This window comes from Caulobacter sp. BE254, assembly GCF_031457295.1.
GTDB lineage: Bacteria > Pseudomonadota > Alphaproteobacteria > Caulobacterales > Caulobacteraceae > Caulobacter.
The window spans coordinates 54,295-71,195 of the sequence record NZ_JAVDWJ010000012.1 but is presented as its reverse complement, the minus strand read 5'-3'; the positions used below and the strand labels follow the sequence as shown (position 1 = coordinate 71,195).

At 70.4% G+C, this 16,901-nt stretch carries 17 protein-coding genes; 9 read left to right on the top strand and 8 right to left on the bottom strand.

Annotated features, from left to right (window positions below):
* Positions 1–94 precede the first annotated feature (94 nt).
* Complete coding sequence (locus J2X41_RS19250) at positions 95–574, top strand: DUF3429 domain-containing protein (protein WP_028040308.1); 480 nt, start codon at positions 95–97, stop codon at positions 572–574.
* A 6-nt stretch (positions 575–580) separates the two neighbouring features.
* Here the strand turns inward: J2X41_RS19250 and J2X41_RS19245 are convergent, their stop codons facing one another.
* From J2X41_RS19245 to J2X41_RS19235, 3 genes are all read right to left on the bottom strand, one after another.
* A complete protein-coding gene (locus tag J2X41_RS19245; protein ID WP_310084472.1) occupies positions 581–1,048 on the bottom strand; it encodes a hypothetical protein in 468 nt (155 codons plus the stop codon).
* Positions 1,049–1,117: 69 nt separating this feature from the next.
* Positions 1,118–1,837 (bottom strand): ligase-associated DNA damage response endonuclease PdeM, encoded by a 720-nt coding sequence (pdeM, locus tag J2X41_RS19240; protein ID WP_310084469.1) that lies wholly within the window; start codon positions 1,835–1,837, stop codon positions 1,118–1,120.
* A gap of 7 nt (positions 1,838–1,844) precedes the next feature.
* Positions 1,845–4,418 carry a ligase-associated DNA damage response DEXH box helicase gene (locus tag J2X41_RS19235; protein ID WP_310084467.1) on the bottom strand — a complete coding sequence of 858 codons (2,574 nt, stop codon included), beginning with the start codon at positions 4,416–4,418 and terminating at the stop codon, positions 1,845–1,847.
* 120 nt (positions 4,419–4,538) lie between these two features.
* On the opposite strand from J2X41_RS19235, the gene J2X41_RS19230 reads away from it, so the two are divergent.
* Positions 4,539–5,501, top strand: a complete 963-nt coding sequence (locus J2X41_RS19230) for a tetratricopeptide repeat protein (RefSeq protein WP_310084712.1) — start codon at positions 4,539–4,541, stop codon at positions 5,499–5,501.
* 1 nt (position 5,502) lies between these two features.
* Here J2X41_RS19230 and J2X41_RS19225 read toward each other — a convergent pair whose 3' ends face one another.
* The gene (locus J2X41_RS19225) at positions 5,503–6,285 is read right to left on the bottom strand and encodes an SIMPL domain-containing protein (RefSeq protein ID WP_310084464.1); all 783 of its coding nucleotides are present in this window, start codon (positions 6,283–6,285) and stop codon (positions 5,503–5,505) included.
* 104 nt (positions 6,286–6,389) lie between these two features.
* Between J2X41_RS19225 and J2X41_RS19220 the strand changes: the two genes are divergently transcribed.
* The 4 genes from J2X41_RS19220 to J2X41_RS19205 all read left to right on the top strand — a co-directional run bounded on the left by J2X41_RS19220 (position 6,390) and on the right by J2X41_RS19205 (position 10,768).
* Positions 6,390–9,227 carry an ATP-dependent DNA helicase gene (locus J2X41_RS19220; protein WP_310084462.1) on the top strand — a complete coding sequence of 946 codons (2,838 nt, stop codon included), beginning with the start codon at positions 6,390–6,392 and terminating at the stop codon, positions 9,225–9,227.
* 74 nt (positions 9,228–9,301) lie between these two features.
* Entirely contained in the window at positions 9,302–9,784 is a 483-nt protein-coding gene (locus J2X41_RS19215) for a hypothetical protein (protein WP_310084460.1), read from the top strand.
* 89 nt (positions 9,785–9,873) lie between these two features.
* The gene (locus tag J2X41_RS19210) at positions 9,874–10,140 is read left to right on the top strand and encodes a hypothetical protein (RefSeq protein WP_310084457.1); all 267 of its coding nucleotides are present in this window, start codon (positions 9,874–9,876) and stop codon (positions 10,138–10,140) included.
* Positions 10,141–10,213: 73 nt separating this feature from the next.
* The gene (locus tag J2X41_RS19205) at positions 10,214–10,768 is read left to right on the top strand and encodes a sugar O-acetyltransferase (RefSeq protein WP_310084455.1); all 555 of its coding nucleotides are present in this window, start codon (positions 10,214–10,216) and stop codon (positions 10,766–10,768) included.
* Between the two features lie 144 nt (positions 10,769–10,912).
* On the opposite strand, the gene J2X41_RS19200 is transcribed toward J2X41_RS19205, so the two are convergent.
* The 3 genes from J2X41_RS19200 to J2X41_RS19190 all read right to left on the bottom strand — a co-directional run bounded on the left by J2X41_RS19200 (position 10,913) and on the right by J2X41_RS19190 (position 15,079).
* Positions 10,913–11,764, bottom strand: coding sequence for an AraC family transcriptional regulator (locus J2X41_RS19200; protein ID WP_310084453.1), 852 nt, complete (start codon positions 11,762–11,764; stop codon positions 10,913–10,915).
* Positions 11,765–11,835: 71 nt separating this feature from the next.
* Positions 11,836–12,585: an exonuclease domain-containing protein gene (locus tag J2X41_RS19195; protein ID WP_310084452.1), complete on the bottom strand. Its 750-nt coding sequence runs from the start codon at positions 12,583–12,585 to the stop codon at positions 11,836–11,838.
* A 73-nt stretch (positions 12,586–12,658) separates the two neighbouring features.
* Positions 12,659–15,079 carry a UvrD-helicase domain-containing protein gene (locus J2X41_RS19190; protein ID WP_310084449.1) on the bottom strand — a complete coding sequence of 807 codons (2,421 nt, stop codon included), beginning with the start codon at positions 15,077–15,079 and terminating at the stop codon, positions 12,659–12,661.
* A gap of 127 nt (positions 15,080–15,206) precedes the next feature.
* Between J2X41_RS19190 and J2X41_RS19185 the strand changes: the two genes are divergently transcribed.
* Both J2X41_RS19185 and J2X41_RS19180 read left to right on the top strand, forming a co-directional pair.
* A complete protein-coding gene (locus J2X41_RS19185; protein ID WP_310084448.1) occupies positions 15,207–15,410 on the top strand; it encodes a hypothetical protein in 204 nt (67 codons plus the stop codon).
* A 24-nt stretch (positions 15,411–15,434) separates the two neighbouring features.
* Positions 15,435–15,671 carry a hypothetical protein gene (locus J2X41_RS19180; protein ID WP_310084444.1) on the top strand — a complete coding sequence of 79 codons (237 nt, stop codon included), beginning with the start codon at positions 15,435–15,437 and terminating at the stop codon, positions 15,669–15,671.
* Here the strand turns inward: J2X41_RS19180 and J2X41_RS19175 are convergent.
* The gene (locus tag J2X41_RS19175) at positions 15,668–15,895 is read right to left on the bottom strand and encodes a ribbon-helix-helix domain-containing protein (protein WP_310084441.1); all 228 of its coding nucleotides are present in this window, start codon (positions 15,893–15,895) and stop codon (positions 15,668–15,670) included. The genes J2X41_RS19180 and J2X41_RS19175 overlap by 4 nt on opposite strands.
* A gap of 169 nt (positions 15,896–16,064) precedes the next feature.
* Between J2X41_RS19175 and J2X41_RS19170 the strand changes: the two genes are divergently transcribed.
* Positions 16,065–16,799, top strand: coding sequence for a Coq4 family protein (locus J2X41_RS19170; protein WP_310084438.1), 735 nt, complete (start codon positions 16,065–16,067; stop codon positions 16,797–16,799).
* The last annotated feature ends 102 nt before the right edge of the window (positions 16,800–16,901 follow it).

Sequence of the window (16,901 nt, the reverse complement as noted above, 5' to 3'; positions counted from 1 at the left end):
ATATCGTCCGTGGACCTATGGGCTGACCTCGGTAATAGTCGGTCCCTTCCGGGGGGAAGGGCGTGCGTCGGAATTCGCGCCCGAAGGAGTAGGCATGGCGTTCGAAGCAGCAGCGGCCGATCATCCGCAGGATCGCGTGCCGGTTCCTCTGGCCGTATGGGTCTGCGGCCTGGCGACGCTGGTTCCGTTCGTGGTCTGCTCGGCGCTGTTCTGCTACGGCCCGATCGACATGCGCCAGGTGGCGCTGATCAGCCTGCTGGCCTATTCGACGGCCATGATGTCGTACCTGGGCGGCATACGCTGCGGCCTGGAGATCGAGCGCGCCAGTCCGCGCTGGCTGACCCTGGGCCTGTCCCTGCTGTTTCCCCTGGCCGGTTTCGGCCTGCTGCTGGGCGGACTGAAGTTCGAGCCGGCCTGGCAGCTTTCCGGCTTCCTGCTGGTCTTCATCCTGCAATGGCTGTGGGACGTGACCAACCACGAGGGTCCGGCCTGGCGCCCGCGCCTGCGCACCCTGCTGACCTCCGGAGCGGCCATCTCGCTGGCCTTCGCCCTGGAGCAAGCCCTCCACCTTTAGAAACGCCTACTGGGTGACGGCCACCGTTTCGGTCGCCGCTGCGTTCACCGCTGTGCCCGTGACGACATCGGCCACCGGCGCCTGGACCGCGATCACGGCCGCCCCCGTCTTGGCCTTCGGCGCGTTGATCAGCGGGGTCGCCTCGTTGAGCGGGTCGGACACGCAGGCCGCCGCCACCTGCTTGCTCAGCTTTTCCGCCTTGCCGTCCTGCTTCATGCCCAGGGCCGCCGAGGCCACGGTTCCGGCGAGCGGCACGACGGCATTGCCGCCCATCTTCAGCGCCTTTTTGACCAGGCCGGGCTCTTCGTAGTCGATCGCCTTGGCGCGCAGGGCCTTGCAGGCTTCGGTGTCGTACTTCGGGTCCTTGGCGTCGAGCTTGGCCACGGTCTTGACCGGGGCTTCTCCGGCCAGGGCGGCCGCGGGCGCGCCCGACAGGACCAGAACGGCGCCGACGCCGATCAGGATCGGTCGCATGACGATACTCCTTCCAACGTCCCGGGGATCAAACGCCCGGACGGCAAGGGTGATCCGTCTCGCGGAACCTCAGTCCGGGCGCAACGACTTCCAGCCGACCGCGTGCACCCGACGGGGCCCCAGGGCGGCGGCCAGGGCCGGCCCGCCGAACAGGGGGGCGAAGGCCTGGTCCAGGATGTTCAGCCCGCCGGTGAAGGCCCCGAAGGCCGGCAGGACCAGGCGCGCGCCATCGGTGACGAAGCAGCGCCGGCGGATCGTGGCCCGGCCGCTGGTCACCTTGGCCGCCGGATGCAGGTGGCCAGCCACCTCGCCGGGCTGTGCGCCGGGCAGGGGCTCGTGGCGGAAGGTCAGGCCGGCGATCTCGGCCTCGTCGACCACGTCGCCGGGCAGGGCGCGGGGGCCGTCCTCGTCATGGTTGCCGACCGCCCAGACCAGTCGGCGGCCCAGGGCCAGGGCGGTGATGCGGGCCCGGTCCTCGCCCGGCAGCCGATCCTCGCCGGCCCCGTCGTGGAAGCTGTCGCCCAGGAACACCAGGGTGGCGGGCGACAGGGCGGCCAGCTCGCGCTCCAGCCGGTCGAGGGTCTCGCGGGTGTCGTAGGGCGGCAGCATCTGGCCGAAGCGCGCGGCGTAGCTGCTGCCCTTCTCGAAGTGCAGGTCGGCCACGACCATCGTGCGCTCGGCCTCCAGCCACAGGGCTCCGGAGTGGCGCAGCACCGCGCGCGTGCCCGCGATCTCGATCCGCAGGCCGCCGCAATCGCCGAGTTGGAACGCCAGGCTGGTCACGCGCATACTCTCATCAAGCCATCGCCTCGGCGATCAGGTCTTCCTCGGCCTCGGCCAGGATCATTTCGCCGGCCGCGTCGCCCGGCGCGCGCTCGCGGCCGATCTCCAGCATAATCGGCACGGCGATCGGCGACACGCGGTCCAGCGCCGCATGGCGGATGCGGCCCTGGACCCGCGCCAGCATCTCGCCCAGCCGCGCCACGTCCAGCGAGCCGGTCGCCGCGTCGGCGCGGGCGCAGCGCAGCAGCAGGTGGTCGGGCTGGTGGCGGCGCAGCACGTCATAGATCAGGTCGGTCGAGAACGTCACCTGGCGGCCGGATTTCTCCTGCCCCGGATGGCGGCGTTCGATCAGGCCGGAGATCAGGGCGCAGGCCTTGAAGGCCCGCTTCATCAGGAAGCTCTCGGCCAGCCAGGCCTCCAGGTCGTCGCCCAGCATGTCCTGGGCGAACAGCTCGTCCAGGTCCAGCTGGTCCATTGGTTTCAGCGCCCAGATGTTGACCGCGTAGTCGTTGGCCACGAAGCCCAGCGGGCCGATGCCCAGCCGGTCCAGCCGCCGGGTCAGCAGCATGGCCAGGGTGGTGTGGGCCAGGCGGCCCTCGAACGGGTAGCAGACCAGGTGGAAGCGCTTGCCGTGCGGGAAGGTCTCCAGCAGCATCTCGTCGCGCTCGGGGATGATCGAGCGGACCTTCTGGTGGCCCAGCCATTCCTGGACGTCCGGGGGCAGGGCGGGCCACTCGGCCTCGTCGTGCATCATCGCCCGCACGCGGCCGGCCAGGTAGGTCGACAGCGGGAACTTCGAGCCGCCCCAGCTGGGCAGCATCGGATCCTTGTCCGGGGCGGGGGTGACGAAGGCGTCGGCCCCGACCAGGCTGTTGAACCGCCAGACCTGGCCCGCGAAGATGAAGGTGTCGCCCGGTTTCATCTGCTCGAAGAAGCCTTCCTCGGCCTCGCCGACCTTCCTGCCGCCCATCGGCCTTTTACCGCCGCCGATCCGCACGTTGATCATGGCCGGCGAGACGATGGCCCCGACGTTCATCCGGTGGGCCAGCACAGCCTGGGCGTTGCGGGCCCGCCAGAGGCCGTCCTGGCCTGGGACGATGCGGCGGAACTTGTCGTAGGTGCGCAGGGCGTAGCCGCCGGTCGAGACGAAATCGACGACGGTCTCGAAATCCTCCCACGACAGGTCGGCGTAGGGGCCGGCGGTGCGCACCTCGTCATAGAGGTCGGTCAGGGCGAAGGGTTCGGAGCAGGCGCAGCCCATGATGTGCTGGGCCAGGGTGTCCAGCGTGCCGATCCGGGCCGGCTCGCCGTCCAGGTGGCCGCCCAGGATGGCGTCGGCGGCGGCGCGGCACTCCAGGTATTCGAAGCGGTTGGCCGGGGCCAGGATGGCGCGCGAGGGCTCGTCCAGGCGGTGGTTGGCGCGGCCGATCCGCTGGACCATCCGCGAGGCGCCCTTCGGCGCCGCCAGCTGGATGACCAGGTCGACGTCGCCCCAGTCGATGCCCATGTCCAGGGTCGAGGTGCAGACCACGGCGCGAATCGCGCCGCGCGCCATGGCGGCCTCGACCTTGCGCCGCTGCTCGGCCGCCAGGCTGCCGTGGTGCAGGGCGATGGCCAGGCCGTCGTCGTTCAGCTTCCAGAGTTCCTGGAAGGCGAATTCCGCTTGAAAGCGCGTGTTGACGAAGACCAGGGCGGTCTTGGCCCCTTTGATGATCTCGTAGATCTCGGCCATGGCGTGCTCGGCCGTGTGACCAGCCCACGGCACCTTGCCGCCCGAGACCAGCACCTCGACGATCGGCTGCGCGCCGCCCGAACCGAGGACGAGGTCGACCGCGTGGGCCGAAGAAGGAAGGTCCTCCCCCTGTGGGGGAGGTGTCGATCGAAGATCGACGGAGGGGGGAGTGGTGGGCGCACCAGAACTCCCCCCACCGACGCTTCGCGTCGCCTCCCTCATGGGGGGAGGGGTGTTGAAGCCCAACCACCGCCGCACCAGGTCCGGATCGTCCACCGTCGCCGACAGTCCCACCCGGCGCATCCGCGGCGCGAACAGCTGCAGCCGCGCCAGGCCCAGCGCCAGCAGGTCGCCGCGCTTGGTCGGCCACATCGCGTGGGCCTCGTCGATGATCACGCAGGACAGGTCGGCGAAATAGGTCCGCGCCCCCTCCCAGGCGCAGAACAGCGCCAGCTGCTCGGGCGTGGTCAGCAGGATGTCGGGCGGGCGCAGGCGCTGGCGCTGCTTGCGGGCCTCGCCGGTGTCGCCGGTGCGGCTCTCGGCGACGATCTTCAGGCCCATCTCGCGGATCGGCGTGGCCAGGTTGCGCTCGATGTCGACCGCCAGGGCCTTCAGCGGCGAGATGTAGAGGGTGTGCACCCCCGCCGGGGTGTTGCGCGGCGGGCGTTCGGCCAACTCGATCAGGCTGGGCAGGAAGCCGGCCAGGGTCTTGCCGCCGCCGGTGGGGGCGATCAGCAGGGCGTCGCGGCCCTGCCGGCCCTTCTCGACCATGGCCAGCTGGTGCGGCCTCGGCGTCCAGCCGCGCGAGGCGAACCACTGCTGAAAGCGGGGAGGAAGGGCGGTCGCCTCGGCCATTGACCGCCCTATAGCATGTTCCCGTTCCGTTTCCATGCGTCAACCTGCCTAAGTCCGGCCTTTTGACAAGGATGGTAGGCGGGGCTACCCGAAGGACAGGATCGCGAGGGCGTGACGCGCATGGGACGGATGGCTCGGAACGGCCTTGCAGGCTTGGCCTTGGCGGCGATGCTGGCTGTCGGTGCGCCGTCCCTGGCCGCATCCGCCGCGCCCGCTGAGCCCGCCCGGGCCGAGCTGCTGCGCCGCGCCCAGGCCGGCGACGTCGCCGCCTACGACCTGCTGGCCGACAGCTATCTGAACGCCGAGGGCGACCAGCGCGACGTCGAGGCCGCTGTGCGCTGGCTGAACGCCGGGGTCAAGGCCGGCGACACCGGCTGCATGATCGCCCTGGGCAATCTCTATTTCGATGGCCAGGACCTGGACCAGGACGAGGCCAAGGCGCTGTCGCTGTACAAGGCCGCCGCCGCCAAGGGCGACGCCCTGGGCGCCTACAACGCCGGCCTGGTCTACGAGACCAGCGCCGAGGACCTGACCCAGGCCCTGGGCTGGTACTGGCGCGCGGCCGCCGGCGGCGACGAGGGCGGCATGTACAAGCTGGCCCTGGCCTATCAGCTGGGACGCGGCGTGGCCGCCGACGAGACCCAGGCCGTCGCCTGGATGCGCAAGGCCGCCGCCGCGGGCTCGGTCGACGCGACCAACGACCTGGGCGCCTACGCCTCGCAGGGCTATGGCATGCCGGTGGACGAGACCCGGGCGCTCGAACTCTATGCGGACGCGGCCCAGCGAGGCTCGGCGGTGGCCCTGGCCAATATCGCCGCCGCCTATCACGACGGCGAGGGCGTCGCGGTCGACCTGGAAAAGGCCTTGCGGCTCTACGCCCTGTCGGCGAACGCCGGCAATCTGACGGCCTATTACGAGCTGGGCCAGATGTACGAGGACGGCGAAGGCGTGAAGGCCAGCCGCGCCAAGGCGGCGCAGCTGTATCGCATGGCCGCCGAGAGCGACGACGCCGAGGTGGCGCAAGCCGCCTCGGACGCCGTCGAGCGCCTCGAGAGCGGCTCCTCGGAAAGCCCGATCGCCTAGGTTAGGGCAGGAGACTGTAGGTGACGGTCACCCGCGCGTTGCGCACGATCGGCGGAGGCGTCATGGCCAGCGGCGCGGCCAGCTTGGCGGCCGGAAACGCGTACTCCTCGCGCGCCGCGTAGGCGAGTGGAGGCGGAGGTGGCGGCGGGGACGGGAAGCCGTTGACCACGTTGGCCTGGGAGTCCTGGATGCGCAGGATCGGGCCGAGGTGGCGCCCAGAGGATTCGGCGATCAGCCGCGCCTGGCGTTGGGCGTCGGCGACGGCTTCGCGCATCGCCTTGTCCTCGAGCGCCTGGTCGTCGGCCAGGCCGCCGCCGTTGAGGTTGACATCGGCCCCGCCGAGCTGGGCCGCGAGGGACGCCACGTCGCCGACCTGCTTGGCCGGCGTCACCTTCACCTGCAGCCCGACCGTGGCGACGCTGCCGATCACCGCGCATTCGCCGGTGCTGAGATTGGGCGCGGCGTAGTTGATCACGCAGGACTTTGGGCGGACCTCACGGATGGACAGCGTGCCGCCACGCACCTCCAGCGTCGGCTTGCCGGGCAGGGCCTTCAGGCTGGCCTCCAGCTTGCCGCGGCTGGTCGTCAGGGCGGTGACGGCGTCCGGCGACGTGGCGCCTTCGCCCCGCAGGTTGAAGTTCAGCCAGGCGAAGTCGGCCGGCGCCTCGGCGCGGCCGTTGCCGATCACCGTGACCATCGGGGCCGGGGTGGGCTGTTCGAGTGTCTGGGCTACGGCGAACGGCGAGGCGGCCGAGAAAAGGCAGGCGAGCAGGATGGAACGCATGAACTTCTCCATTTGAGGTTGCGAAAGTGGCAGGCCGCCGCCATCCCGCCAAGCCTGAATATGTTCGCGTTCCGTTTCGGGCGCTGATCCGCTAAAAAGAAAGGGTGACCGTACAGATTCCCGCCCTCGATCTTGCTCCCGCCCTGGTGGTTCTGCCCGGGCCGCGCGCCGGCTATGCCGATGGCGGCGCAGGCCGGCCGGGCGACGATGGCGGCGGGCGAGCGCTGCGCACGCCTGACGCTCGCGACCTGTTCGAGCACGGTCCCGTCCTGGTCGCCCACGCCGCGATGACGGCCAAGCGGCTGAATCTGCAAGCCCCGACGCGGGGCCGCGGGCTGTTCGACGTGCTGGAACTGTACGCCTTCACCCGTCCGGCCACCTTCTGCGCGCCGTCGGCGGTGGGGCTGGCCACCGCCCTTGGCCTGGTCGAGCCCAAGGGCGCGGCCGCCCAGGCCCAGACCCTGCGCGAGGCCGCCGCCGCCCTGCTGCACGAGCTGGCGATGACGCCCAGGCCGTCGCGCGAGGAGGCCCTGGCGGTCGCCGAGACCCTGGCCCGGGCCGGCTGGGCCTGGGGGCCGGCGGTGGTCGGCGCCCTGCGCTCGGCCCCGGTCGGCAACCAGTTCCGCAGCTCCGGCCTCGACGTCTGGGCCCGCGCCACGGAGTGGGAGGACCAGGCGCCGCCCGGCGAGCCCGGCTCTCGCCCCGTCGATCCAGAACGCGCCAGCGAGCGGCTGAAGGAACTGCTGCACCGCTCCGGCCTGGACGAGGTGCGCGAGGCCCAGGACACCTTCGCCCGTGAGGCCGCCTATGCCTTCGCCCCGCGTGAGCGCGAGGGCGAGCCGCAGATGATGCTGGCCGAGGCCGGCACCGGGGTCGGCAAGACCCTGGGCTATCTGGCGCCGGCCTCGGTGTGGGCCGAGATGAACGGCCCGGCGGTGTGGATCAGCACCTACACCCGCGCCCTGCAGCGCCAGATCGAGCGCGAGAGCCATTCGATCTATCCCGACCCGCTGGTCCGGGCCCGCAAGGCCGTGGTCCGCAAGGGGCGGGAGAACTACCTGTGCCTGCTGAACTTCCAGGAGCAGGTCAACACCGCCCAGCTCGGCAACGGCGACCTGATCGGCCTGGCCCTGGCCGCCCGCTGGGCGCGCGCCAGCCGCGACGGCGACATGACCGGCGGCGACTTCCCGGCCTGGCTGCCGACCCTGTTCGCCATCCCGCCCTCGGTCCAGGCCGGCCCGGCCAACCTGGTCGACAGGCGCGGCGAGTGCATCCACGCCGGCTGCCAGCACTATCGCGTCTGCTTCATCGAAAAGGCCGTGCGGGCCAGCAAGCGCGCCGACATCGTCATCGCCAACCACGCCCTGGTGCTGAGCCAGGCGGCCTTCGACGGGGCCCGGGCGGCGCGGGGCCTGAAGGGCGACAACGAGACCACCTCGCTCAAGCGCATCGTCTTCGACGAAGGCCACCACCTGTTCGACGCCGCCGACAGCGCCTTCTCTGCCGCCCTGTCCGGGGCCGAGGCGGCCGAGCTGCGGCGCTGGCTGCGCGGGCCGGAGGGCCGCGGACGACGGGGCCGCGGGCTGGAGGCCCGGCTGCTGGACATCATCGGCGAGCGCGAGGGCGCCCGCGCGGCTCTGAACGCCGCCCTGCACGCCGCCGCCGCCCTGCCGGGCGAAGGCTGGTCGGGCCGCATCGCGCCGCCGGACGGCCAGGTCAATCCGATCGGGCCTATTGAAACATACTTGGTCTCGGTGATTGAACAGCTGCGGGCTCGAGTCAGCGACCGTCCCGGCGCGGCCGAGCAGGGGTTGCAATGCGCCGCTCGCCCGGCCATCGACCTGGTGCGCGAGCGGGCCGGCGAGGCGGCCAAGGCGTTGGCGGCCATCGAGGCGCCGCTGCTGGCCCTGGCCCGGCACCTGGAGGACGTGCTCGACGAGGAGGCCGACACCCTGCCCACCTCGGAACGGGCGCGGATCGAGGGCGCGCTGCGCGGCTTGGATCGTCGGGCCCGCATGACCCTGCCGGCCTGGCGCTCGATCCTGAAGGCCATCGACGAGGACGCGGAAGACGACCCGGAATTCGTCGACTGGTTCGAGGCCACCTTCCTGTACGGCCGGGTGGTCGACGCCGCCTGCCGTCGCCACTGGGTGGACCCGACCGAGCCGCTGCGCGCGGCGGTGCTGTCGCCGGCCCACGGCGTGCTGGTGACCAGCGCCACCCTGACCGACCCGGCCCTGGAGGATCCGTTCGCCCTGGCCGAGATGCGCACCGGCGCCGCGCGCCTGCCGCAGAGCCCCAAGGTGCTGCGCCTGGTCTCGCCGTTCGACTACGCCAACAACGCCCGTGCCTTCGTGGTCACCGACGTGGGCAAGGACGATCCGCGCCAGGTGTCGGCGGCGATGCGCGAGCTGTTCCTGGCGGCCGGCGGCGGGGGCCTGGGCCTGTTCACCGCCATCCGCCGGCTGAAGGCCGTGCACGAGCGGATCGCCGCGCCCCTGGCCGACCAGGGTCTGGCGCTCTACGCCCAGCACGTCGACCCGCTGGAAGCCGGCGCCCTGGTCGACATCTTTCGGGCCGAGGAGGACGCCTGCCTGCTGGGCACCGACGCCATCCGCGACGGCATCGACGTGCCGGGCCGGTCGTTGCGCCTGCTGGTCTTCGACCGCGTGCCTTGGCCGCGCCCGGACGTGCTGCACAAGGCCCGCCGCGCGAGATTTGGCGGCAAGGGCTATGACGACTCGACGGCGCGCGCCCGCATCAGCCAGGCCTTCGGCCGCCTGATCCGGCGGGCCGACGACCGAGGGGTGTTCGTGATGCTGGACGCCGCCGCGCCGACGCGCCTGTTTTCCAGCCTGCCGGACGGCGTGACGATCGAGCGCCTGGGCCTGGTCGAGGCGATCGAGGCCACCGCCGCATTTTTGTCGGAAGATCGTTCTTAATCAGCGCGATATCAAGTTTGGATAGAGCGTCCGAAAAGGACGTGTTCGGTCGCGTTTCGGGGAAGCCGCTTTTGATGTTGCGTAGAGGTTGGACGGCCCTGGCGGCCATCGTGTTGCTTGGACTCGCGCCGGCCGCTCGGGCCGGCGAGTTCGTGCGCGCCGATTGCCGGACCGTGGTCAAGCCGACCGACGCCATCCGCTTCGACACCGACGAGCACTTGCGCTGGTACAAGCGGTTCTGGACGGGAACCTGCGATCACCTGTCGTTCTGTTTCTCCGGCTCGCCCAACTGGAACGACATCGTCGGCAAGCTGCTGGCCAAGGGCGGTCCCGGCGAGCAGCCGGCGCTGCTGCCCAAGGCCTGCCGCCTGGGCCAGCTGATCGGCCTGGAATGGGCCAAGGACAAGGATGTCCAGAAGATCAGCACCAAGGACCTGAAGGTGTTCAACAGCATGCTGGAGGCGGCCGGAGACCCGCTGAAGGGCGTCGAGGCCGTCGACGCCAAGGCCCGGGCCATGGCCGGCCAGCCCAGGGTGATCACGTCCAAAAAGCCCTGATAGAGTCGCCTGGCCGACGCAAAGGGGTCGAATTCCTGCAACGCAAAGCGCCTACACATCCCGCACGGGGCCAGTGCGAGGAGCGTTGCATGACCAGATCCCAGATCACCGCCGACATGGCCGTCGACGATCAGGCCGACCCCGGCCACGCGCGGTCGGCCCGGGCGCTGGTGCAGGGCGTGCGGTGGCGCAGCGGTCTGTCGCAGGACGAGTTCGCACGGGCCTTCGGCATTCCGCTGGCCCAGCTGGCGGCCCTGGAATTGGGCCAGGCCCGGTCGGATGCGGCCCTGGCGGCCTATCTGCGGGTCATCGACCATGCGCCGGAGGTGGTGCGCGAGGCGCTGGAGCGGTTCTAGAGCGGCCGACCGCCAGATTTGTCCCGGCGTCCGGCGTCTGGCATGGAGGGCGCGAGCAAGGAGCCTTCGCCTCGTGACCGACGTCCGCACCCACAAGCAGCGCATGCTGGCCGGCGACCTCTATAGCCCGATCGACCCCGAGATCATGGCCGACCACGAGGCGGCGGTGGCCTGGATGAGCCGCTACAACGCCCTGGACCTGCCGCCGTCGGAACGTCACGCCCTGCTGCGCGAGCGGCTGGCCGAGGTCGGCGACAGGGTCAGCATCCGGCCGCCGTTCCACTGTGACTACGGCTACAACATCGCCATCGGCGAAGGCGTGTTCCTCAACTTCAACTGCGTGATCCTGGACGTCACCCGGGTGACCATCGGCGCGGCCACGACGATCGGGCCGAACGTCCAGATCTATACCGCCGAGCACCCGCGCGATCCGGTCGAGCGCCGGACGGGGATCGAATACGCCCGCCCGGTCAGCATCGGCGAGAACGTCTGGATCGGCGGCGGGTCGATTATCCTGCCGGGCGTGACCGTCGGCGACGACGCCATCATCGGGGCCGGCAGCGTGGTCACCCGCGACGTGCCCAAGGGCGCGACGGTGGTGGGCAACCCGGCCCGGGTTCGGGGCTAGGAGTTCTCGCCGTTGTCATCCCGGAAAGCGCGGAGCGCTTGTCCGGGATCCAGGGGAACCGCAAGGCCTCAGCCCAGTCCCCTGCGTCCCGGACAGCCTCTGCGAGGCTTCCGGGATGACAACCCTTATAGCGGTTGAACGTCTCTACTTGGCTTTGATCGGCAGCCAGATTTCCAGCCCGCCTTCGCCTGTGCGCGGGTCGAATTCGGGCCCATAGCGCTCGAACAGCGGCGCGTCCGCGGCCTCGTAGGGCCAAGCGGGCAGCCAGACGGTCCAGATGGCGCGCATCGTCGTACGGATCTGCGAGATATGCTCGGCGTGGCGGAACACGGCGTAGGGCTGGGCCGGGATGCGCAGCGTCGCGAAATCCGCGGGCAGGTCGGAGAATTCAGTGACTTCCACCCCGGCCAGATAGTCGAAATTGCCGTGATCGTCGCTGTTGGCGCAGACCCCGTAGGTGACGTCCGCGAGCGCTCCACCGACCTGGTTCGGGATATGGCCCAGATGCGGGACCAGGCGGCGCCATTGGCTGGGAATGCCGGCGCCGCTGTCCTCGCATCCATAGTGCTGCAGAACGCCGGCGATCAGCAGGGGGCGGCCGTCCTCGAAGCGGGGCGGGGGCAGGTCGGTACGCGGGGTGTTGTCGAGCATGATGGGCTCCACGAGCTTCAGGGTTTCCAGGTCACGCGCCGCGCGCACCTGCTCGGGCGTGACCCCGAACTGGTCGCGGAACGCGCGGGTGAACGCCTCGTGCGAGCCATAGCCGTGCTCCAGGGCCACCGACAGGATGTCGGGCGCCCCCTCGGCCAGCTGCCGCGCCGCCTCCGTCAGCCGCCGCGCGCGCAGATAGCCGATCACCGGGCGACCGGTGGCGACCACGAAGGCGCGGGACATGTGGAAGCGCGAAACGCCGCCGGCCAGAGCCACGTCGTCCAAACAGATCGGTTGGGTGAAGTGGTTCTCGATGAACCAGATGGCCTGTTGGACGGGGTTCATGAGCGGGTCTCGTGACGAAGCGTGCGTCTGGATAGCGCGGGCCTCGAAGGGCTATTTGATCGGTATTGCGCTCACAGCAAAGTCCGTTGCGCCGGTTCGATCGCCGGCGGCTCGAGCGCGTCGCCCCGACGGCGCAGTTCGGTCTCGGCGCTGAAGCGGATGTTGGGGTCGCGATCCTGGGCCAGCATTCGCAGGGTCTCGGCGGCCAGGCGGTCCCAGGGCTTGCCGCGTTCAGGGCCGGCGGGCACGCGCGGCAGCAGGCCAGGTTCGCGGCTCCAGGCCAGGAGCTGCTCCAGCGAGGCTTCGTTGAGCATGTCGCGCAGATGGTGCGCGGTGACATAGGCGTCCGGCAGGGCCCGATGCGCTGGCAGCCCCAGCTCGCGGACCAGACCTTCGGGCATGCGCTGGTAGCGCAGCATCTGATTGGAAAAGCTCGCCAGGTGCGGCCAGAGCCGCAGGGCGCATTTCCAGGTGCAGATCCAGGGCGCGCCGCCCGTGAACCTCGGCGTGCAGTATCGTTGCTCGAAGGCCGCGCGGTGGGCGGCCAGCGCCTGGATCTCGCCCTCGGGCTTCAGGACGCCGGCCGCCACGTCCTTCCAGAACGGCGCGTCGGCGACGTCGGCGTCGATGATGTGGTGGACGGCCATGGTCTCGGGCGTGATCGGGCGGCCGGGATTGACCAGTCGCGACCCGCGCCCCTCATCGACCCGCCAGAGGCCGTCCGAGCCCAGCGTGACGTCCTGCCAGCCGATCTCGCAGACCTCGTGCGGGCCATTTCCGGCGGTCTCCAGATCGACGACGCGGACGCGGGGAGGGAGCATGAGGGGAATATGGGCGCCGGCGGCCCGCGATCCAAACGCAGGAGCCGCGGCGCCCGAGCCCACGCCCGTCGCCTCACGCCTTTTCCACGAAGCTGTCGATGACCTTCTTGTCGCCGGCCTTGTCGAACGACACGCTGAGCTTGTTGCCCTCGACGCCGGTGACCTTGCCGTAGCCGAACTTGACGTGGAACACCCGGTCGCCGCGCGTGTAGGCGCTGGCCGCTGAGCTGGCCGAGACCGCCACCAGCCTGCCCTCGCCCTCGATCGGAGCCGAGCGCGCGGCCGAGCCGCCGCTGCGCCAGGTCGACCCGCGCTCGCCGAAACCCCCTCTTTCGGAATGGGCCGTCCGTTCCTGAGCCCGCTTCCAACCCGGACTGTCATAGCTGCCGGCCGTGAACGTGCTGGTCCCCGGATCGTCCCAGCGCGACGAGACCGTCTGCTGCATGCCCGGGCCGCCGCCGTAATAGCCGGTCTCCGAGGCGGCATCGACGTGGGCCAGGGGCAGTTCGTCGACGAAGCGCGACGGCAGCTGGCTGGTCCAGCGTCCATAGACCTGGCGGTTGGCCACGAAGCTGATCCGGGCCTCCTCGCGGGCCCGGGTGATGCCGACATAGGCTAGGCGGCGCTCTTCCTCGAGGCCCTTCTCGCCCTTGTCGTCCATGCTGCGCTGGCTGGGGAACACGCCTTCCTCCCAGCCGGGCAGGAAGACCAGCGGGAACTCCAGCCCCTTGGCCGAGTGCAGGGTCATGATCCACACCGCGTCGTCGCCGGCCCCCTTGTCCAGGTCCATGACCAGCGACACGTGCTCCAGATAGCCTTCGAGCGTGTCGAAGGCGCTCATCGACTGGACCAGTTCCTTCAGGTTCTCCAGCCGGGTCTGGCTGGTGGGGCCCTTGTCGAGGCGAAGCGCGTCGGTATAGCCGCTCTCCTCCAGCACCGCCTCCATCACCCGCTGGTGCGGGGTGGTGGCGGCCAGAGCCCGCCAGCGGTCGAGGTCGCGCAGGAAGTTGCTCAGCGCCGTGCGGGTGCGGGCCGGCAGGTCGTCGCCGCCGATGATCACCCGGGCGGCGTCGACCGTGGAGATCCCCTCCAGCCGGGCGATCTGCAGCAGCTTCTGCACCGAGGTGTCGCCGATGCCGCGCTTGGGCGTGTTGACGATGCGCTCGAAGGCCAGGTCGTCGTCGGGCGACTGGATTAGGCGCAGATAGGCGTGGGCGTCACGGATCTCGGCGCGTTCGAAGAACCGCGGGCCGCCGACCACCTTGTAGGGGATCTGCAGCATCACGAACCGCTCTTCGAAGGCCCGCATCTGGAATGAGGCGCGCACGAGGATGGCCATGTGACTGTACTTGCGGCCGGCCCGCTTGGCCTTCTCGATCTCGTCGGCGACCATCCGGCTCTCGGCCTCGCCGTCCCAGACGCCGCTGACCTTGACCTTCTCGCCGCCGGCCGCCTCGGTCCACAGGGTCTTGCCCAGCCGGCTCTTGTTGGCGTCGATCAGGCCCGAGGCGGCGGCCAGGATGTGCTCGGTGGAGCGGTAGTTGCGCTCCAGCTTGACGACCTTGGCGCCGGGAAAGTCGCGCTCGAAGCGCAGGATGTTGTCGACCTCCGCGCCCCGCCAGCCATAGATCGACTGGTCGTCGTCGCCCACGCAGCAGACGTTCTGGCGCCCTTGGGCCAACAGGCGCAGCCACAGGTACTGGGCGACGTTGGTGTCCTGGTATTCGTCGACCATCACGTACTGGAAGCGCCGCTGAAAGTCGGCCAGCACGTCCGGATTGGCCGTGAAGATGGTGATGTTGTGCAGCAGCAGGTCGCCGAAGTCGCAGGCGTTCAGGATGCGCAGCCGCTCCTGGTACTGGCGATAGAGGGTGATCCCCCGGCCGTTGGCGAACTCGCCGGCCTCGCTTTGCGGCACGCGGTCGGGCGTCCAGCCGCGGTTCTTCCAGGTGTCGATCAGGCCGGCCAGGGCGCGCGGCGTCCAGCGCTTGGCGTCGATGTCGGCGGCCTCGATCAGCTGCTTGAGCAGACGTTCCTGGTCGTCGGTGTCGATGATCGTGTAGCTGGACTTCAGCCCCACCAGCTCGGCGTGGCGGCGCAGGATCTGGGCCGCCACGGAGTGGAAGGTGCCCAGCCAGCGCAGGCCCTCGGCCTCGTCGCCGATGATGTGGGTGATCCGCTCGCGCATCTCGCGGGCGGCCTTGTTGGTGAAGGTGACGACCAGCAGTTCCCATGGCCGGGCCCGGCCGGTGGCCAGGATATGGGCCAGGCGGGTGGTCAGCACCCGGGTCTTGCCGGTGCCCGCGCCGGCCAGCACCAGCACCGGGCCCTCGGTGGCCTCGACCGCCGCCCGCTGTTCGGGGTTCAGCCCCTCCAGATAGGCCCGCGCCGGACCCTCCGGCCCGCGCGGGCGGGCCAGGTCGGAGATGCGGGGGGCGGGAAGATCGCCGGGGAAGCCGTCGGAAGAAGGGGACGAGTCGAAGCCTTGGGACATGGAACATATGTAGCACAAAGATCGTCTGGCTTAAGCCCTTGCGCCGATCCGCCGCCCCTTGTTGTCGGAACTTCGACCTTCGCCTCCCGTTTGTCTGGGGCAGGGACGGACAACGCAGGAGGCCGACGTGGCTGAAGAGACCCATACGAACAGCGGCGGTGGCGGAAGCGGCATGGCGTTCATCGTTGGCGCCCTGGTGGTGGTCGTGGCGGTGATCGCCTATTTCGTCTTCACCGGCGGCGTGACCCAGAAGAAGAAGGTCGACATCAACGTCTCCGCCCCGCAGGTCGAAGCGCCCAAGGTTCCGGACGCGCCCAAGCCCGCCAACTAGGCCGCCGCCATTGAGGAGGACGCCATGGCGCGTCACCACGATCTTCGGCCGCAGCACCTGGGCGTGGCCGGCCTGACCCTGCTGGGCGTGCTGCTGCTGATCGCCGCCCTGGTGATCGGCGGCTGGCGGTCGGGCGTGCTGACCGTACGCCCGGCCGACCTGTCGATGCGGCTGCCGGATCGGCCGGCCTTGCCGCGGCGGTCGCCCGATCCCGCGCCCCTGCCGCTGCCCAAGCCCGGTCCGGGCGTCGAGCAGCGCTAGACGGCGCCCGCCTCGCCGGCCTGAGCCCGTCGCAGGGCGAACACCCTGCAGGCCGAGGCCAGGGGCCGCTCGCCGCGCCCGGCGTCTATCCGCTGGATCAGGCCGGCGATGCTAATCTTGTCGGCGCCGGCCGCGGCCTGCAGCACGGCCCAGAACTCGGGCTCCAGGGCCAGGGAGGTCGCGTGGCCGGCCAGGTTGATCGAACGCTTTTTCAAACTGCCCATCTCGCCAGTCCCCATTTGTCCATGTGGCGGTCCGCCAAGGTTCCCGGATCGGGGTCGCTGAGCCCTCTTGAATAAAAGTGACGCCATGTCATCTTTGTCGGGTTCAGCAGGAGCATGCCTCATGATCGCCGCCACGCAAGTGCTCGGTGGGCCAAGGCCACGTCAACCGATGACGCGGACCCGCGACACCTTCAACCTGCAGCCTTTGCGGGCGTTCCGGGCCGTCCGGCGCCTGATCGCCGACAAGGAGGACACCGCCCAGGTGTTCGAGATCATGCGCGCCTTGTCGGGCGACGCGATCCCGAGAGGTTATCGCCGGCTGATGAGCACGCCCGAGGGCGGCCGCATCGCCTACGAGCGCGACGAGTTCGCCGAGCGGCTGTCGGATCCGGCTTGGCTGGCCCAGTTCAGTCCCGGCACGGTTGGCGCCGCCTATCGCGACTTCATCGCCCCGCGCGGCCTGTCCGCCGAAGGCCTGGCCGAGGAAAGCCGCAAGGTTCCCGAGGCCGATGTCGACGCCGCCCATCCCCTGGCCTGGTACGCGCGGCGCATGCGCGACGTGCATGACGTCTGGCACGTGCTGACCGGCTACGGCACGGACGCGCTTGGCGAGGTCTGCGTGGTGGCCTTTTCCTACGCCCAGACCCGCAGCCTGGGCTTCGCCGTGATTGCCCTGGCCGGGGCGCGCCAATTGCGGAAGGCCGGACGGGGCCAGCCCTACGGCCGGGCGGTGCGCGAGGCCTGGCGCAACGGCCGGGCGGCGGCCTGGCTGCCGGCGGTCGATTACCCGGCGCTGTTCGCCCTGCCGCTGGACGAGGCGCGCCGGATTCTCGGGCTAGCGCCCAACGCCGCCTACCAGGCCATCCCGCCCCAGCACCGCGACCGCTTCAACCGGCCCGCGTGATCGAGGTCGCCAACTACAAGCGCTATGCCCAGGCGTGGCGGGCCGGCGAGGCTTGACCTTTTCCAGCGTTCGGTAGTTCAACTACATAACGCTAAGCGTCCG

What these genes read in the sequence shown, in the direction of transcription:
- J2X41_RS19250 (WP_028040308.1), top strand. Translation starts at nt 95, where the DNA reads ATGGCGTTCGAAGCAGCAGCGGCCGATCATCCGCAGGATCGCGTGCCG.
- J2X41_RS19245 (WP_310084472.1), bottom strand. Translation starts at nt 1,048, where the DNA reads ATGCGACCGATCCTGATCGGCGTCGGCGCCGTTCTGGTCCTGTCGGGC.
- pdeM (WP_310084469.1), bottom strand. Translation starts at nt 1,837, where the DNA reads ATGCGCGTGACCAGCCTGGCGTTCCAACTCGGCGATTGCGGCGGCCTG.
- J2X41_RS19235 (WP_310084467.1), bottom strand. Translation starts at nt 4,418, where the DNA reads ATGGCCGAGGCGACCGCCCTTCCTCCCCGCTTTCAGCAGTGGTTCGCC.
- J2X41_RS19230 (WP_310084712.1), top strand. Translation starts at nt 4,539, where the DNA reads ATGGGACGGATGGCTCGGAACGGCCTTGCAGGCTTGGCCTTGGCGGCG.
- J2X41_RS19225 (WP_310084464.1), bottom strand. Translation starts at nt 6,285, where the DNA reads ATGCGTTCCATCCTGCTCGCCTGCCTTTTCTCGGCCGCCTCGCCGTTC.
- J2X41_RS19215 (WP_310084460.1), top strand. Translation starts at nt 9,302, where the DNA reads ATGTTGCGTAGAGGTTGGACGGCCCTGGCGGCCATCGTGTTGCTTGGA.
- J2X41_RS19210 (WP_310084457.1), top strand. Translation starts at nt 9,874, where the DNA reads ATGACCAGATCCCAGATCACCGCCGACATGGCCGTCGACGATCAGGCC.
- J2X41_RS19200 (WP_310084453.1), bottom strand. Translation starts at nt 11,764, where the DNA reads ATGAACCCCGTCCAACAGGCCATCTGGTTCATCGAGAACCACTTCACC.
- J2X41_RS19195 (WP_310084452.1), bottom strand. Translation starts at nt 12,585, where the DNA reads ATGCTCCCTCCCCGCGTCCGCGTCGTCGATCTGGAGACCGCCGGAAAT.
- J2X41_RS19190 (WP_310084449.1), bottom strand. Translation starts at nt 15,079, where the DNA reads ATGTCCCAAGGCTTCGACTCGTCCCCTTCTTCCGACGGCTTCCCCGGC.
- J2X41_RS19180 (WP_310084444.1), top strand. Translation starts at nt 15,435, where the DNA reads ATGGCGCGTCACCACGATCTTCGGCCGCAGCACCTGGGCGTGGCCGGC.
- J2X41_RS19175 (WP_310084441.1), bottom strand. Translation starts at nt 15,895, where the DNA reads ATGGGCAGTTTGAAAAAGCGTTCGATCAACCTGGCCGGCCACGCGACC.
- J2X41_RS19170 (WP_310084438.1), top strand. Translation starts at nt 16,065, where the DNA reads ATGACGCGGACCCGCGACACCTTCAACCTGCAGCCTTTGCGGGCGTTC.